The 16589-nt window shown below is 40.9% G+C and carries 17 protein-coding genes; all 17 read left to right on the forward strand.

Annotated elements, in window-relative coordinates:
• Positions 1-37: 37 nt before the first annotated feature.
• On the forward strand, positions 38-1087 hold the full coding sequence (gene mltG, locus HMPREF2732_RS02995) for an endolytic transglycosylase MltG (RefSeq protein WP_070591009.1): 1050 nt from the start codon (positions 38-40) through the stop codon (positions 1085-1087).
• Positions 1087-1719: a dTMP kinase gene (gene tmk, locus HMPREF2732_RS03000; RefSeq protein WP_070591012.1), complete on the forward strand. Its 633-nt coding sequence runs from the start codon at positions 1087-1089 to the stop codon at positions 1717-1719. Before mltG ends, tmk begins: the two co-directional genes overlap by 1 nt.
• A complete protein-coding gene (locus HMPREF2732_RS03005) occupies positions 1716-2696 on the forward strand; it encodes a DNA polymerase III subunit delta' (RefSeq protein ID WP_070591015.1) in 981 nt (326 codons plus the stop codon). Before tmk ends, HMPREF2732_RS03005 begins: the two co-directional genes overlap by 4 nt.
• 7 nt (positions 2697-2703) lie before the next feature.
• Positions 2704-3486, forward strand: coding sequence for a YchF/TatD family DNA exonuclease (locus tag HMPREF2732_RS03010; protein ID WP_049384705.1), 783 nt, complete (start codon positions 2704-2706; stop codon positions 3484-3486).
• A gap of 26 nt (positions 3487-3512) precedes the next feature.
• On the forward strand, positions 3513-4037 hold the full coding sequence (locus HMPREF2732_RS03015) for a DUF1523 family protein (protein WP_049369996.1): 525 nt from the start codon (positions 3513-3515) through the stop codon (positions 4035-4037).
• A gap of 112 nt (positions 4038-4149) precedes the next feature.
• Positions 4150-5460 carry a polyamine export protein PaeA gene (locus tag HMPREF2732_RS03020; protein WP_049369995.1) on the forward strand — a complete coding sequence of 437 codons (1311 nt, stop codon included), beginning with the start codon at positions 4150-4152 and terminating at the stop codon, positions 5458-5460.
• 81 nt (positions 5461-5541) lie between these two features.
• A complete protein-coding gene (locus tag HMPREF2732_RS03025; protein ID WP_070591017.1) occupies positions 5542-6072 on the forward strand; it encodes a hypothetical protein in 531 nt (176 codons plus the stop codon).
• Between the two features lie 74 nt (positions 6073-6146).
• On the forward strand, positions 6147-7664 hold the full coding sequence (gene fruB / locus HMPREF2732_RS03030; RefSeq protein ID WP_070591020.1) for a fused PTS fructose transporter subunit IIA/HPr protein: 1518 nt from the start codon (positions 6147-6149) through the stop codon (positions 7662-7664).
• 3 nt (positions 7665-7667) lie between these two features.
• Positions 7668-8609, forward strand: coding sequence for a 1-phosphofructokinase (gene fruK, locus HMPREF2732_RS03035; RefSeq protein ID WP_070591022.1), 942 nt, complete (start codon positions 7668-7670; stop codon positions 8607-8609).
• 4 nt (positions 8610-8613) lie between these two features.
• Complete coding sequence (locus tag HMPREF2732_RS03040) at positions 8614-10290, forward strand: fructose-specific PTS transporter subunit EIIC (RefSeq protein WP_070591025.1); 1677 nt, start codon at positions 8614-8616, stop codon at positions 10288-10290.
• Between the two features lie 85 nt (positions 10291-10375).
• Entirely contained in the window at positions 10376-10633 is a 258-nt protein-coding gene (locus HMPREF2732_RS03045; protein ID WP_014064432.1) for an FAD assembly factor SdhE, read from the forward strand.
• 117 nt (positions 10634-10750) lie between these two features.
• On the forward strand, positions 10751-11326 hold the full coding sequence (gene rpoE / locus HMPREF2732_RS03050) for an RNA polymerase sigma factor RpoE (protein WP_014064431.1): 576 nt from the start codon (positions 10751-10753) through the stop codon (positions 11324-11326).
• A 21-nt stretch (positions 11327-11347) separates the two neighbouring features.
• Entirely contained in the window at positions 11348-11929 is a 582-nt protein-coding gene (locus HMPREF2732_RS03055) for a sigma-E factor negative regulatory protein (RefSeq protein ID WP_049366672.1), read from the forward strand.
• 70 nt (positions 11930-11999) lie between these two features.
• The gene (gene rseB / locus HMPREF2732_RS03060) at positions 12000-12944 is read left to right on the forward strand and encodes a sigma-E factor regulatory protein RseB (RefSeq protein WP_070591028.1); all 945 of its coding nucleotides are present in this window, start codon (positions 12000-12002) and stop codon (positions 12942-12944) included.
• A 135-nt stretch (positions 12945-13079) separates the two neighbouring features.
• Positions 13080-13589, forward strand: a complete 510-nt coding sequence (gene mobB / locus HMPREF2732_RS03065; protein ID WP_070591031.1) for a molybdopterin-guanine dinucleotide biosynthesis protein MobB — start codon at positions 13080-13082, stop codon at positions 13587-13589.
• Positions 13568-14977: an MDR family MFS transporter gene (locus tag HMPREF2732_RS03070; RefSeq protein ID WP_070591034.1), complete on the forward strand. Its 1410-nt coding sequence runs from the start codon at positions 13568-13570 to the stop codon at positions 14975-14977. The genes mobB and HMPREF2732_RS03070 overlap by 22 nt, the downstream gene beginning before the upstream one ends.
• Positions 14978-15145: 168 nt before the next feature.
• Positions 15146-16589 (forward strand): ABC transporter substrate-binding protein (locus HMPREF2732_RS03075; protein ID WP_070591036.1); only part of this gene is annotated, 1444 nt, incomplete at its 3' end.

Below are 16589 nucleotides of genomic sequence, written 5' to 3' on the forward strand. Positions count from 1 at the left end.
TTTGCCCCTTTTGTCGTTTTTATAAAATGAGTGACGCATGAAAAAATTTTTTGTCTTTTTACTGATTCTCTTGCTAATTCTTGGTGGTGTTGGTTTTTGGGGTTATCAAAAATTAACTGAGTTTGTTCATACGCCGGTGAATGTCACGCAGGATCAATTGCTTACAATTGAGCGAGGCACTACTGGCAGTAAACTCGCCGCTTTATTAGAGCAAGAAAAAATTCTTGAACATGCCGATTTATTGCCTTGGTTATTGAAATTACAACCGCAGCTCAACAAAGTGAAAGCGGGGACTTATTCTTTAACGGGCGTGAAAACGTTGCAAGATTTATTGGATATGCTCAATTCCGGCAAGGAAGCGCAATTTAGCGTGAAGTTTATTGAAGGTAAAACGTTCAAGGAATGGCGTAAAAACCTTGAAAGCGCACCTCACTTAAAACAAACCTTGCAAGGTAAAACGGATAAAGAGATCATGGTGTTATTGGATATTCCAGCCGTTGCAAAAGCCGTTTACGAATGGAATAACATGGATGGGTGGTTGTATCCAGATACCTATAATTACACGCCTAACTCGACGGATCTTGAATTATTAAAACGTTCAGCTACTCGCTTACAAAAAGCTTTAGATAAAGCGTGGAGTGAACGGGATGAAAATCTCCCATTAGCAGATCCATATCAGATGCTAATTTTAGCTTCTATTGTGGAGAAAGAAACAGGAATTGCGGCGGAGCGCCCACAAGTGGCTTCAGTATTTATTAATCGTTTAAAAGCCAATATGAAACTGCAAACTGACCCAACCGTGATTTATGGAATGGGTGAGAGTTATACCGGCAATATTCGTAAGAAAGATTTGGAAACGATGACCCCGTACAATACCTATATGATTGAGGGTTTACCACCAACACCAATTGCGATGGTGAGTGAGAGCGCTTTACAGGCTGTGGCGCATCCAGCGAAAACGGACTTTTATTATTTTGTTGCTGATGGAAGTGGCGGTCATAAATTTACTCGCAATCTGAACGAGCATAATAAAGCGGTGCAAGAATATTTACGTTGGTATCGTAACCAACAAAAAGGAGCCAACTAATGCAAGGCAAATTTATCGTCATTGAAGGGCTGGAAGGTGCAGGTAAAAGTACCGCCATGCAAACGGTGGTGGATACATTAAAATCTCTTGGTGTAAATGATATCGTGTTTACTCGTGAGCCAGGCGGTACACCGTTAGCAGAGAAATTACGCCATTTAATCAAACATGAAACAGAAGAGCCTGTTACCGATAAAGCGGAATTATTAATGCTTTATGCGGCACGAATTCAATTGGTAGAAAATGTGATTAAGCCAGCATTGGCAGAAGGAAAAATTGTGCTTGGCGATCGTCACGATATGTCTTCTCAGGCCTATCAAGGTGGTGGGCGTCAGTTTGACCAAACGCTGATGGCAAATTTAAAAAATATGGTGTTAGGTGATTTTGAACCCGATTTTGTACTGTATTTAGATATTGATCCTGCAGAGGGGCTTGCACGTGCTAGAGGACGAGGCGAATTAGACCGTATTGAACAACAAGGGCTTGATTTCTTCCATCGTACTCGCCAACGTTATTTGGAATTGGTGCAAAACAATCCGAAAGCCGCCATTATTAATGCTGGCCAGCCTTTGGCACAAGTACAAGCGGACATTCAAAGTGCGATCAAAAATTGGTGGGTTTCACAAGCAAAATGAGCGAACTTTATCCTTGGTTAGTGCCTACTTATAACAAGATTAGCCAAACTTTTAGCGAAGGTTTGGGGCATCATGCGTTGTTAATTAAAGCCGATCAAGGGCTAGGGGCAGAACGTTTATTTGATGCTTTGACAAAACTCATTATGTGTCAAACGCCAGATAATGCACCTTGTGGCCATTGTCATGCTTGCCACTTAATGGTTGCGCAAAGTCACCCCGATTTTCATGTTTTAGCCTCTCAAGAAGGCAAAGACATTGGCGTTGATCAGGTACGGGCGATTAATGAAGTTGTCAGCCAACACGCGCAACAAAACGGCAATAAATTAGTGTATATCCAAGATGCAGAACGTCTTACGGAAGCGGCAGCGAATGCATTGCTCAAAACTTTGGAAGAGCCGCGTCCGAACACGTATTTCTTATTGCAAACAGAGCCTTCCTCTTCGTTGTTAGCGACTATTTACAGCCGTTGCCAAGTGTGGAATGTTCCTTTGCCAACGGAAGCAGAAGCCTTAACTTGGCTTTCTTCTCAATTTCAGGCAGAAACATCTGAATTATTGACCGCACTTGCGATGAATTTGGGTCGTCCACTGTTAGCATTAGAAACACTCCGGCAAGGATTAATTGAACAGAGAAAAAATTTCCTACGTCAATTTTGGCTGTTTTATCGTCGTCGTTCACCTTTGGAAATTTTGCCTTTCTTTGAAAAAGAACGCACCGTACAGCAAGTGGATTGGATTTTAGCGTTTTTAAGTGATGCCATTAAATACAAACTCGAAATACAAAATGGCTGGCAAACACTTGATCTTAAAACAGGTGTAACTCAATTTGCAGACGAGCAAACAGCGCTTGGGTTATTAACCGCAAATAAAATTATGCAAAAAGTGCGCTCGGATTTACTCACTATCAACGGCGTTAACACGGAATTAATGTTACTAGATGGTTTGACAAAGTTAATTACCGACGTATTTAAGGACTAAATAAATTATGTTTATCGTAGATTCCCATTGCCATTTAGATGCATTGGATTATGAAAATTTACACAAAGATATTGCTGATGTTGTGGCCAAAGCCCAAGCACGAGATGTGAAGCATTTATTGGCGATTGGCGTAACATTAAGCCGTTTTGAAAAAGCTTACCCTGAGTTAGCAAAATTTCCGAATGTGTCTTTGGCTTGCGGTGTACATCCACTAGATCTTGAAGAAGAACCTTACGATGCCGATCGTTTATTACGTTTATCCCAAGATAAAAAAGTGATCGCAATTGGCGAAATTGGTTTGGATTATTATTACAGTGCAGATAATAAGGCATTGCAGCAAACGGTTTTTGCGGATCAAATCAGAATTGCTAATGAAGTGGATAAACCCGTGATTATTCATACTCGTTCAGCGCCAGAAGATACCATTGCCATGTTGCGTGAGCACCAGGCAGAAAAGTGTGGTGGATTAATTCATTGTTTTACGGAAACCTTGGATTTTGCGAAAAAGGCACTTGATTTAGGGTTTTATATTTCTTGTTCAGGCATTATAACCTTTAAAAATGCGGAAAGTATTCGTGAAGCTATTCGTTATGTGCCGGCAGATCGTTTGTTAGTTGAAACGGATTCGCCTTATTTAGCACCTGTACCTTATCGTGGTAAAGAGAACCAACCTGCCTATACACGTGAAGTGTGTGAGTATGTGGCAGCGTTAAAAGGGTTGTCTATGGAAGAATTTGCACAAATTAGTACACAAAACTTCGAGCGTTTATTTAAAATTAATGTACAATAAATCATCGATTTAAATGAGGGAGTTTTATGCGTAAGTTTTTTAAGTACTTTTTATTTTTAGTAGTCTTTGTTTTCCACGGCTTTATGTTCGCGGTGGTAGACTACGTTTTCCCACACTATGATGTAACGCGAGTAACCGGTGTGGAAGTGAAACGTGTGGATAAAGATGGCCCGATTACAAAATCGAATCCGGCTGATGGTCCAACGCGCGATGTGTATTTTATCAATACACAAAATGATGATGGCAAAATCATGGTGTATCGTAATGAAGATACCCGTTGGGGTTTTCCATTCTACTTTAAATTTGGTTCAGCGAACTTACAGGCTCAAGTTCAAGCCTTGGGTAATGAAAACAAATTAGTGCAAATCAAGTATTACGGTTGGCGGATGACGATGTTCGATGAATATCGCAATGCCGTTGCAGTGAAAGAAATCAGTGGCGATGTGACACCAAGCCATCCGATTTTATCTTGGGTATTCTATGCTTTCTTATTAATTACTCTTTTCCTTTCTATCCAATTTGTACGTGGCTGGTTCGACAGCGAAAATTAGCGTTTCTCAAATATGGGGCGTCATAGAACGCCCTCACAATTTAATAATAACATTTCTAGCTTAAAAACCAGCGGTAAATTGACCGCACTTTAAAGCCAATAAAGAGAACATTATGAGTTTATCTGCAGCGATTTTTATTTTAATCGTATTAATTATTGTCAGTGCAATCTTGTCATCAGCTGAGATTTCTCTCGCGGGTGCAAGACGCATTAAACTACAAACGTTGGCCAATGAAGGCAATATCAAAGCGGAGAAAGTTTTAAAATTACAGGAACAGCCAGGGCGTTTCATTACTGTAGTACAAATTGGACTTAATATGGTTGCCGTACTCGGTGGTGTGATTGGTGAAGCAACCATTAGTCTTCACTTACAGAGTTTTTTACATGAATACACTATGGCAGAATGGGTTGAGCCAGCCTCCTCTTGGATTGCTTTTTTCATGGTAACCACAACATTTGTTTTATTAGCCGATTTAATTCCGAAACGTCTCGCATTGATTAATCCTGAAGGTGTGGCGTTACGGACTATTGGCATTATGCAAGTCTTCATTTTCTTCTTAAAACCTATTGTATGGTTTTTTGATGGTCTTTCTAATATCTTCTTCCATTTAATGGGGATATCCACTAAGCGCGAAGATAATATGACTCCAGAAGACATTGTGGCGATTGTGGAGGCTGGTGCCGAAGCGGGCGTACTAAAAACACAAGAACATTATTTGATTGAAAACATCTTTGAAATGCAAGAGCGTACCGTGTCTTCAACCATGACGACTCGTGAAAACATCGTGTTTTTAGACCGCACTTTTACTCGTCAGGAAGTGTTGAATACCTTATCGGCTGACTCTCATTCTAAATTAGTGATCTGTGATAATGGTTTGGACAAGATTTTAGGTTATGTGGAATCCCATACTTTGTTGACGCTTTATCTTCAACAAGAAGTAGTAGATTTAACAGATAGCCGTTTATTACGCAAAGCGTTATTTATCCCAGATACGCTGTCGTTATACGAAGTATTGGAGTTGTTTAAATCTACGGGGGAAGATTTTGCGATTATCGTCAATGAATATGCGCTTGTAATGGGCTTAATTACCTTGAACGATGTGATGAGTATTGTGATGGGAGAATTGGTTTCTAACGAAGAAGAGCAAATCGTTAGCCGCGATGAAAACTCTTGGTTGATTGATGGGGCAACGCCGCTTGAAGATGTGATGCGCGTTTTGGATATTGAATCTTTCCCTGATTCAGAAAATTACGAGACTATTAGTGGCTTTATGATGTATATGTTACGCAAAATTCCGAAAAAAACCGATTTTGTTGTATACGATAAATATAAATTTGAAGTCATTGATACCGAAAACTTCAAAATTGATCAAATTTTAGTTTCGATTGTCAAAGACAGCGGAGTGAGCAAAGAATCAGCGTAGTACTAGGTGTTACCTTGCTTAACTCCCCATTCTAAGTATAATTAACAGCGGTTTTAACCGCCTATAAATAAGGAAAATTTAATGTTTAAAAAAATCTCGATATTCTTTTTTGCAGTCATGCTTGCGGGTTGTTCTTCGATTTCAGATATGACCTCTTATATTCCGTTTATGGGTAAAGACAAAAAGGTCATTGATTTAGATAAAGATAAAATCGACCAAAAATCTTATGCCGCCGCTTATGAAGCCACTGTGGCAACGTATAAAGATCGTGTAACAAAAAATTTCTTTGTGGATAATTTTGCAAGTGGTGCGAATGACTGGTATCTCGGTCGTATTGTTGTACCAATCAAGCAAATTCAAGATAAACTCTACACAGGTGGTCATGATTCTGATGTGTATGCTTACTATAGCGGTGTGTTACATGCAGAAGCATTACAAACTAACTTCAGCCGTTTAAGTGCAAATTGTTGGCAAAAAGTGGATTCGCCAAGTGTGACGCAAGGGATCTACGATGCAATGCGTGATTTGCAAAAAGGCAAAGAGCGCGGTGAAAATGACGCCTACATTTCCCAAGGTAGCGAAATGCTACTCAAAGCCTGTACCGGCCAATAATCAATTTGAGCTGTTGATGAGAGACCTCATCAGCAGCTTTTCTTTTTTTAAATCATCAATGTGAAGGAGCAAGAATGTTAGAACTTTCGGAAAGCAACATTCATTTAAATGCTACGGCAACAAATAAGCTGCAAGCTATTGAAATGGCTGCAAGCGTGTTAGAGCAAGCTGGCAATGTTGAACAAGGCTATTTGCAAGGTATGCTTGGACGTGAACAACAAACTTCCACTTTTTTAGGCAATGGGATTGCAATTCCACACGGTACATTAGAAACCCGTTCAATGGTGAAAAAAACCGGTGTACAAGTTTTCCAATTTCCACAAGGTATTGAGTGGGGAGAAGGCAATATTGCTTATGTTGTGATTGGTATTGCTGCCCGTTCCGATGAGCATCTTGCTTTGCTTCGTCAATTAACGCATGTTTTAGGTGATGAAGATACGGCGGCACAGTTAGCGACATTAACAAATGTTGAAAAATTCCGTGCGATTTTGTTAGGTGAAAGCGATGCTTTTAGCATTGCTGAAGAAACATTAAGTTTAGATATTGAAACGCAAAGTTTGCTCACCCTTACCGCCATCAATGCAGGTAAATTACAACAGCAAAGTGCGGTTGAAAATAGCTTTGTTTCTGAAGTGGTATCCAATTCTGCTCTGCCGCTTGGTAAAGGGTTATGGGTAACCGATGCCGTATCAGGTAATGTGAAAAATGCCTTAGCATTCAGTCGTGCGAAAACCATTTTTAATCATAATGGCAAAGCGGTGAAAGGCGTGTTGACGATTTCGGCGGTTAACGATCAAATCAATGAGACATTAGCGCGTTTATTGGATGATGAAGTCCAAAATATTTTATTAAGTGGTAATACGCAGCAAATTTTGACCGTACTTAATGGCGGTAAAGTGCCAGTTGCAGCAACTCAATCTGAAGACCAAATCGCTACAGGTGCAGTGATTGGCACCTTTACTGTTCGTAATGAACATGGCTTGCATGCTCGCCCAAGTGCGGTGCTTGTCAATGAGGTGAAAAAATTCACCTCCAAAATTACGGTACAAAATCTTACTCGAGAAACCGCACCAGTTAGTGCAAAAAGTTTAATGAAAATCGTGGCATTAGGTGTGACTCAAGGTCATCGCTTACGTTTTGTTGCGGAAGGTGATGATGCGAAACAAGCCATTGAAGCCTTAGGTAAGATTATTGCGAGTGGGCTTGGCGAAAGCGTATCTGTCGTACCACCGACTGAACCAGATACTATTGAAGTAAGCAGCGAGCATGCACCACAAATCCACGAAGAAAACACGGGCTTACCAGCCGATGCCATTGAAGCTGTATTTATGATTCGTAATGAACACGGTTTGCACGCTCGTCCAAGTGCGGTGCTTGTTAATGAAGTGAAAAAATATAATGCGTCGGTTGCGGTACAAAACTTAGATCGTAACACCCAATTAGTCAGCGCGAAAAGTTTGATGAAAATTGTGGCACTCGGTGTCGTGAAAGGTCACCGCCTACGTTTTGTGGCGAGCGGTGAAGAAGCTCAGCAAGCGATTGAGGGTATTGGTGCAGTCATTGAAAGTGGTTTAGGCGAAGGTCGGGGGTAAGTGATGGCAAAAGTAGCAACAATTACCTTAAACGCCGCTTATGATTTAGTTGGGCGTTTGCCTCGTATTGAAATCGGCGAAGTGAACACCGTTGAAACGCTCGGTATTTTCCCTGCAGGCAAAGGCATTAATGTCGCTAAGGTATTAAAAGATTTGGGCGTAGAGGTGGCCGTTGGTGGCTTCTTAGGGGAAGATAACGTCGGTGATTTCGAAACACTATTTAAAAAACAAGGATTAGAAGACAAATTCCATCGTGTTGCAGGCAAAACCCGTATTAATGTAAAAATTACAGAAACCGAAGCGGATGTAACAGATTTAAATTTCTTAGGTTATCAAATCACTCCAGAAGCTTGGCAGCAATTTACAGCAGATTCATTAGCGTATTGTCAGAACTTTGACATCGTTGCGGTATGTGGCAGTTTACCGCGGGGTGTGAGTCCTGAATTATTTGCGGATTGGCTTAATCAGTTGCATCAAGCTGGTGTGAAAGTCGTATTAGATAGCAGTAATGCGGCACTTACAGCAGGGTTAAAAGCTAGCCCTTGGTTGGTGAAACCAAATCATCGCGAATTGGAAGCTTGGATTGGTCATCCGTTAAATTCTCTTGATGAAATTATTGCAGCGGCCAAAAAACTTAAAGCAGAAGGCATTGCTAACGTCATTATTTCGATGGGTGCGAACGGTTCTTTATGGCTGAGCGATCAAGCTGTGATTCAAGCTCAACCACCTAAATGTGAAAATGTGGTGAGCACTGTAGGCGCAGGCGATTCTATGGTGGCTGGCTTAATTTATGGTATCGAAAAAGGCTTGTCTCAAGCGGAAACCTTAGCGTTTGCGAGTGCTGTTTCTGCTTTTGCCGTTTCACAAAGCAATGTGGGCGTGAGTGATATCGCCTTGCTTGAGCCAATTCTGGCGAATGTCAAAATTTCTGTGATTGAAGGATAATGTAATGAATTTGTTTTTAACTCAATCTCCGCAAATTGGTGCGGCAAAAGCCTATTTACTTCGCCAAGCATTGAGCGTGGTAGCGAAAAAAGCCAATCATATTGTGGTTGAACAAGCCAAAGAGGCGGATTTAGTGATTGTTTTCGGATCTAGTTTGCCAAACTCTGCTGAACTTGTGGGCAAAAAAGTCTTTTTAGCCAATGAAGATGCGGCGATTGCTTCACCTGAAGTCACGCTGACGAATGCACTTAATCAAGCAGTAGACTATGTTCAACCAGTTCAAAGTGCGGTTGGATTTGGTAGCGTTTCTGGCGTTAAAAATATCGTCGCGGTTACAGCTTGTCCGACAGGAGTTGCGCATACCTTTATGTCTGCTGAAGCCATCGAAACCTATGCTAAAAAACAAGGTTGGCAGGTAAAAGTCGAAACGCGTGGCCAAGTGGGCGCAGGTAATGAAATTACCCCTGAAGAAGTCGCCGCAGCAGATTTAGTCTTTGTTGCAGCCGATATTGATGTACCGCTAGATAAATTCCAAGGAAAACCGATGTATCGTACGTCGACCGGTTTGGCTTTAAAGAAAACAGCACAGGAATTCGATAAGGCATTTAAAGAAGCGAAAATTTACGAAGGTGGCTCAGCAAAATCTTCTGAGAAATCAGAAGAAAGTGGTGAGAAAAAAGGTGTTTACAAACATTTGATGACCGGTGTATCGCATATGTTGCCATTGGTGGTTGCCGGTGGCTTATTAATCGCGATTTCCTTTATGTTTGGTATCGAAGCCTTCAAAGATGAAACAATTTTTCATGGTATTCCAAAAGCCTTAATGGATATCGGCGGTGGCGCCGCATTCCATCTGATGATTGCGGTATTTGCCGGCTATGTGGCCTTTTCTATCGCAGATCGTCCGGGGCTTGCAGTAGGTCTTATTGGCGGTATGTTAGCCACCACGGCGGGCGCAGGGATTTTAGGTGGTATTATCGCGGGTTTCTTAGCGGGTTATGTAGTGAAAGGATTAAATGCAACCATTAAATTGCCGGCAAGTTTAACTTCCTTAAAACCGATTCTAATTCTCCCGCTCTTTGGTACCTTGATTGTTGGTCTTGCCATGATTTATGTGATTAACCCTCCGGTTTCACAAATAATGACCACCTTAAGCGATTGGTTAAAATCCATGGGTGAAGTCAATGCGATGGTGTTAGGTGCGATTATCGGTGCCATGATGTGTATTGATATGGGCGGTCCAGTAAACAAAGCAGCTTATACGTTCTCTGTGGGAATGTTGGCCTCTCAAGTTCACACCCCAATGGCCGCCGCAATGGCAGCTGGTATGGTGCCGCCAATTGGGATGGCGATTGCAACTTGGATTGCTCGCAGTAAATTTACCCGTAATCAACGTGATGCAGGTAAAGCTTCTTTTGTCTTAGGCTTGTGCTTTATCTCTGAAGGAGCATTACCGTTTGTAGCTGCTGATCCATTACGTGTGATTATTAGCTCGGTGATCGGTGGAGCAACTGCAGGTGCGATTTCAATGGCATTAAATATTTCTCTGCAAGCACCACATGGTGGTTTATTTGTGATTCCGTTTGTTTCAGAACCATTACTCTACTTAGGTGCAATTGCAACGGGGGCATTATTAACCGGTGTGGTTTACGCGGTGATTAAACCAAAGGCGACAGAATAGCCAATTCTTTGATTAAAAAAGTGCGGTAATTTTTAACCGCACTTTTCATTTATCAGGTATAATTACAATGATTTAGGGAGAAATTATGGATAAATACAATAAACTCCGCATTGAATGGGATTGTCGTCGAGGTATGCTTGAGTTGGATAAAATCATCATGCCTTTTTATAAAGCGCATTTTGACCAACTGACTGACGACAAAAAAGATATTTTTATTCGTTTACTTGCCGCCACGGATTTACAACTTTTTTCGTGGTTTTTTAATGGCAGTCAATCAGACGATGCCGAAGTGCAAGCGATGGTTGAATATATCCAAGATGTGCAGAAAACGAATGTCCGTTAATTTTTTTGAAATTTTTTATACATAAGGAACTTTTCAATTTTAACTCTGTCTGATAAAGCAACAATAGCTTGCTGTCTTGAATATATGAAGGCGTGTTAGACGTAGCATAGGAGATATATGGCTGAACAGCTAACAGATCAGGCTTTGGTAGAAAGAGTGCAGCAAGGCGATAAAAAAGCCTTTAATTTATTGGTTTCTCGTTATCAAAATAAAGTAGCCGGACTTTTAACCCGCTACATTTCTCATAACGACATTCCAGATGTTGTACAAGAATCCTTTATTAAGGCCTATCGTTCCATTGAATCCTTTCGGGGCGATAGTGCATTCTACACTTGGCTATATCGAATTGCCGTTAATACGGCAAAGAATTACTTAACGGCACAGGGGCGCCGTCCACCGAGCGAAGATATTTTGGCTGAAGATGCCGAAAGCTACGATGTGGGAACCCATCTACGTGATGTAGATACCCCTGAAAATGAAATGTTATCTAGCGAATTAGAAAAAGTGGTATTCGATACCATTCACAGTTTGCCAGAAGATTTAAGAACCGCGATTACCTTGCGTGAGCTTGAAGGGTTAAGCTATGAAGAAATCGCAGAAATAATGGATTGCCCAGTAGGCACTGTACGTTCTCGCATTTTCCGTGCTCGGGAAGTGATTGAGAACAAAATACAACCGCTTATGCAACGTTAAAATAAAGTCGGAGTTTATAAAATGCAAAAAGAGTTACTTTCAGCCTATATGGATGGAGAAGAAGTCAGTGCCGAGTTGACAGAACAACTTTGTCAGGATAAAGATTCACAAGAGTCTTGGGCGGCGTATCACACAGTAAGAGCAGTTATGCGTAAAGAGTCACCAGTATTATTAGGTGCTGATTTTACCGCGAAAATGGCTGATTTAATTGAATTAGAAGAAGTAAAACACGTTGAGATTACTGTTTCTCAACCAACACCAGAAGAAGCAGACAGCTTACCATTCGTGCAAAAATTAAAAGCATTCTTTGCACCAATGACACAAATTGCGGTGGCTGCAGGTGTGTGTTTAGTGGCAGTAGTAGGTGTGCAATCATTTAATGCGAAAAGCACGTCGGTTACACCAGAAAACCCTGTTTTACAAACCTTACCATTTAACAGTTCAGTTCAAGAAGTAAGTTACAACGCTCCGACCAAAGATGTAGCCACTTCGGAACAGGTTGAACAAAAAAATCGCCGTATTGGTACGATGTTACAAAACTATGAATTACAGCGTCGTATGCATGCAGATAGCTTAAATGTGGGTAGCAACCAAGCGAAATAATTACAGCAATTAATCGATAATTCACCACCTTAGGCGTGGTGAATTTTTTTATGGATCAATTGATTTATTTATGAAAAAAACGTCTCTCAAATTAACCGCTCTTTTAGGCTTATTCTTATTGCCTTTTACGGCATTTGCAGAAGAGCCAATCCAGTCATTAAATAAAATGTCGCAAGCGATGCGAGATTTAAACTATGAGCTTGCTTTTGTGCAAACTACGCCAACAAATATGGACTCATTCCGTTATCGTCATATTAAGCAAGGGCAAAAAGTGTATGCGCAGTTGGTGACATTAGATGGTGAACAGCAAGAAATCATCCAACGCGGTAATTTAGTCAGCTATTTCCAGCCAGGTTCACGTGCTTTCACGATTAACAGTGGTGAGATTGTGGATGCGCTTCCAGCAGTGATTCGTACTGATTTTAGCAAGCTGAGTCAGAATTATGATTTTATTAAGCTTGGAAAAGACCGAATTGCAGGCCGATTCGTTGATACTATTCGTATTGTGCCCAAAGACGATTTTCGCTATCAATACCTCGTTTTCTTAGATGAAGAAAATGGTTTGTTATTGCGTAGCGATATGCTTGATCGTGAAGGCAAGTTATTGGATCAGTTCCGTGTGGTGACGTTATATATCGATGATCGTCTACGTGGTTTAACCGATTACCTTAATAAGGTATCAGTGCCGCCACTTTTAAATGAAGGAAAACAAGAATCATCGCTTTCAATCAATTGGAAAACAGATTGGTTACCGCAAGGGTTTGATTTAATTCGTCAAAATCAAGATGTGATAGACGGTGAAGTGATTGAAAATGCGTTATTTAGTGACGGTCTTTTCACTTTCACACTTTATATCAATAAAGCGGATAGCACCGCTGCAAAAGAAAACACGTGGAAACAAGGGGCTTACACGATTTACAGTGAAGTCATAGGCGATAAAGAAATTACCTTTATCGGACAGCTTCCAATTGCCGCAGCGAAACGAATTGTACAAGGTGTAACATTCCTAAAATAATTCAGTAGCAGTGAGAAAGTTGCTATTTTGTTTCCCCTTGCTATACTTTCTTCACCTAATGGATTTTGATAGCTAAACCCCGTCCTGCGGGGTTTTGTTTTATCAAGTGCGGTCATTTTTCTTAAGGTTTTTACAATGAATAATCCCCTTCCTCTTCTTGGCATCACAGGTTACAGCGGTAGTGGCAAAACCACATTGCTGGAAAAATTGCTTCCTCAATTAATTAAAAAAGGCCTACGTGTTTCAGTGATTAAACACAGCCATCACAACGCTCATGTGGATAAAGAAGGAAAAGACAGTTGGCGAATGAAAGAGGCGGGGTCTGCGCAAGTTATTATGGCTTGTGATACTCGCTGGGCGTTGATGACAGAAACCCCTCAAGAACCAGTTTCATTAGCCTATTTAAGTCAACAATTTGATCGTCATTTAACGGATTTAGTTTTGGTGGAAGGATTTAAACAAGAACCCATTCCAAAGATTCTATTGCATCGACAAGAGATGACAAAACCATTGCCGGAATTAGATGAAAACGTGTTGGCTTTAGCAACAGATTATTCGCTTGAAACTGACCGCACTTTATTAGATATTAATCACATTGAACAGATCGCAGAGTTTATTTATCAATGGTGGAAAAAGACGCAGTAATAGAACGTCAGCATTATAAAGGGCTGGCTTGGGTGGCTTCCATGGCTTTGTTTATGCAAAGTTTGGACGCGACTATTTTAAATACTGCCTTACCAACCATTGCTACAGATCTGCAAACTCCTGTCTTTGAAATGCAAATGGCGATTATCGCCTATTCTCTTGCCGTTGCCTTATTTATTCCTTTAACCGCTTGGGCGGCAGCGAAATTTGGTACGCTTACGGTTTTCCGCTCTGCTGTTTTTACCTTTGTATTCGGCTCGGTGGCTTGTGCGATGGCAACGTCTCTCGAGACCCTTGTGCTTGCACGGATTCTCCAAGGTATTGGCGGAGCATTTATGATGCCCGTCGCTCGCCTTGCGATTATTCAAACCGTACCGAAAAATCAATTAATTAATGCCTGGAATTTAATGGCTACAGCAGGACTTATCGGCCCGATTCTTGGCCCGATTTTAGGTGGTTGGCTTGTAGTGCATACGTCATGGCATTGGATTTTCTTAATCAATATTCCTATTGGCATGTTAGGCTTCTGGGCTGCCGCTAAAGTGATGGGAAATCATAAGGGTAATGCGAGTAAGTTAGACTGGACAGGATTTTTACTCTTTGCATTTGGTTTAGTCGGTTTAACGCTCGGACTTGATTTACTGGGCGAAAGTCACCGTGACAATATGACTACATATAGTGCATTGTCGATTGGTATTGCATTATTGGTGGCCTATTATTTTTATGCAAAAGGTAATGATCGTGCTATTTTGCCGTTATCTCTTTTCAATACAAGAACATTCCGATTAGGCATTGCAGCCAATATTTTTATCCGTCTTTCTGGATCGGCTGTGCCATTCTTATTGCCATTAATGTTCCAACTTTCCTTTGGCTATTCAGCTGAAGTATCAGGCTGGTTACTTGCACCTATTGCGCTAATGTCCGTCGTATTTAAACGCTTTATTGGGCATATTTTAAATATGCTAGGTTATAAAACCACGTTAATTTTATCGTCAGTTTTAATGGCTGGCTCAACGGTTTCTATGTCATGGCTTGATTCCTCATCATCAACAATGTGGATTATATGTAATTTGATGTGGTATGGTGCCTGTATGTCGATGATTTTTACGTCGATTAATACTCTTACAGTCGGCGATTTATCCCAAGAACAAGGAGGCGTGGGTTCCACAGTGTTGAGCATCGTACAACAAGTCGGTATTGGTTTTGGTATTGCGGTGGCATCTATTATTTTAACATTATACCGTCAATTCATTGGTAACGAAGGCGAAGCATTACAACATGCTTTCAGTTACACATTTCTGACTACTTCTGTTTTTGCGATCGCATTAGTTTGGATATTGAGCTATTTGCACAAAACAGACGGGGATCATTTGCGGAAAAAACGCTGATATTGAATACCTTAGTTTAATTTGTTATAAGAAAGATCATTTTCTTATTTTGTAAAAGTTTGATTTGCTTATATCTTAAGTAAAATTTTAGATACAGGGTGGATTTGAATCTACCACAATTGATGGTTGGGTAAGCGAGAAACTTACCTTACAAAGAAAGGACAACTTATGAAACTAAAAGCGACGTTAACACTTGTTGCAGCGAGTTTGTTTTTAGCTGCTTGTGATCAATCTGGTTCTGCTGCAAAAGAAACTGCGAAAGCAGAAACAGCAAAACCTTCGGGCAATAACACATTTGTGTACTGTACGGCAAAAGCACCACTTGGCTTTAGCCCGGCATTGGTAATGGAAGGCACATCTTACAATGCGAGTTCACAACAAGTGTATAACCGTTTGGTTGAATTCAAAAAAGGTTCAACTGACCTTGAGCCAGCCTTGGCTGAAAGCTGGGGAATCAGTGATGATGGTTTAACTTATACGTTCCATCTACGTAAAGGGGTGAAATTCCATACGACAAAAGAATTTACGCCAACACGTGATTTTAATGCGGATGATGTGGTTTTTTCTTTCCAACGTCAGTTAGATCCTAACCATCCTTATCACAATGTATCGAAAGGGACTTATCCGTATTTCAAAGCGATGAAATTCCCAGATTTATTAAAATCAGTTGAGAAAGTGGATGACAACACCGTTCGTATCACCTTGAATAAAAAAGATGCGACTTTCTTAGCAAGCTTGGGAATGGACTTTATCTCTATTTATTCCGCTGAATATGCAGATGCGATGCTGAAAGCGGGTAAACCAGAAACGATCGATAACAAACCGGTAGGTACAGGTCCGTTTATTTTTGTGGATTACAAAACTGACCAAGCGGCACAATACGTAGCGAATGAAACCTATTGGAAAGGTCGTACACCGCTTGATCGCTTGGTCATCAGCATCGTGCCAGATGCGACGACGCGTTATGCGAAGTTACAAGCGGGTTCTTGTGATTTAATTCTCTTCCCGAATGTGGCGGATTTAGCCAAAATGAAAACTGATCCGAAAGTACAGCTTTTGGAACAAAAAGGTTTGAACGTGGCATATATCGCATTCAATACAGAGAAAGCGCCATTTGATAACGTGAAAGTACGCCAAGCATTGAACTATGCGGTGGACAAAAAAGCAATTATTGAAGCGGTTTATCAAGGTGCAGGTACTGCAGCGAAAAACCCACTACCGCCAACAATTTGGAGTTATAACGATGAAATCCAAGATTATCCGTATGATCCAGAGAAAGCGAAACAGCTTTTAGCAGAAGCTGGTTATCCAAACGGTTTTGAAACGGACTTCTGGATTCAACCAGTGGTACGTGCGTCTAACCCAAATCCAAAACGTATGGCTGAACTTGTGATGGCAGACTGGGCGAAAGTGGGCGTAAAAGCAAATCCAGTCACGTTTGAATGGGCTGACTATCAAAAACGTGCTAAAGCAGGTGAATTAACGGCGGGTATCTTTGGTTGGTCAGGCGATAACGGTGATCCGGATAACTTCCTTTCTCCGTTACTTGCAAGTGCTAACGCTGGCAACTCAAACTTTGCTCGTTTCAAAAATGCAGAATTTGATGCCTTAT

It is taken from the genome of Haemophilus sp. HMSC061E01, from assembly GCF_001810345.1.
In the GTDB taxonomy this organism is placed as follows: Bacteria; Pseudomonadota; Gammaproteobacteria; order Enterobacterales; family Pasteurellaceae; genus Haemophilus_D.

Excerpts from the sequence above, each read along its gene's own strand:
- HMPREF2732_RS03040 (WP_070591025.1), top strand. The coding sequence starts at position 8,614 with ATGAATTTGTTTTTAACTCAATCTCCGCAAATTGGTGCGGCAAAAGCC.
- fruB (WP_070591020.1), top strand. The coding sequence starts at position 6,147 with ATGTTAGAACTTTCGGAAAGCAACATTCATTTAAATGCTACGGCAACA.
- mltG (WP_070591009.1), top strand. The coding sequence starts at position 38 with ATGAAAAAATTTTTTGTCTTTTTACTGATTCTCTTGCTAATTCTTGGT.
- tmk (WP_070591012.1), top strand. The coding sequence starts at position 1,087 with ATGCAAGGCAAATTTATCGTCATTGAAGGGCTGGAAGGTGCAGGTAAA.
- HMPREF2732_RS03020 (WP_049369995.1), top strand. The coding sequence starts at position 4,150 with ATGAGTTTATCTGCAGCGATTTTTATTTTAATCGTATTAATTATTGTC.
- HMPREF2732_RS03070 (WP_070591034.1), top strand. The coding sequence starts at position 13,568 with ATGGTGGAAAAAGACGCAGTAATAGAACGTCAGCATTATAAAGGGCTG.
- mobB (WP_070591031.1), top strand. The coding sequence starts at position 13,080 with ATGAATAATCCCCTTCCTCTTCTTGGCATCACAGGTTACAGCGGTAGT.
- fruK (WP_070591022.1), top strand. The coding sequence starts at position 7,668 with ATGGCAAAAGTAGCAACAATTACCTTAAACGCCGCTTATGATTTAGTT.
- HMPREF2732_RS03015 (WP_049369996.1), top strand. The coding sequence starts at position 3,513 with ATGCGTAAGTTTTTTAAGTACTTTTTATTTTTAGTAGTCTTTGTTTTC.
- HMPREF2732_RS03010 (WP_049384705.1), top strand. The coding sequence starts at position 2,704 with ATGTTTATCGTAGATTCCCATTGCCATTTAGATGCATTGGATTATGAA.
- HMPREF2732_RS03055 (WP_049366672.1), top strand. The coding sequence starts at position 11,348 with ATGCAAAAAGAGTTACTTTCAGCCTATATGGATGGAGAAGAAGTCAGT.
- HMPREF2732_RS03005 (WP_070591015.1), top strand. The coding sequence starts at position 1,716 with ATGAGCGAACTTTATCCTTGGTTAGTGCCTACTTATAACAAGATTAGC.
- rpoE (WP_014064431.1), top strand. The coding sequence starts at position 10,751 with ATGGCTGAACAGCTAACAGATCAGGCTTTGGTAGAAAGAGTGCAGCAA.
- HMPREF2732_RS03045 (WP_014064432.1), top strand. The coding sequence starts at position 10,376 with ATGGATAAATACAATAAACTCCGCATTGAATGGGATTGTCGTCGAGGT.
- rseB (WP_070591028.1), top strand. The coding sequence starts at position 12,000 with ATGAAAAAAACGTCTCTCAAATTAACCGCTCTTTTAGGCTTATTCTTA.
- HMPREF2732_RS03025 (WP_070591017.1), top strand. The coding sequence starts at position 5,542 with ATGTTTAAAAAAATCTCGATATTCTTTTTTGCAGTCATGCTTGCGGGT.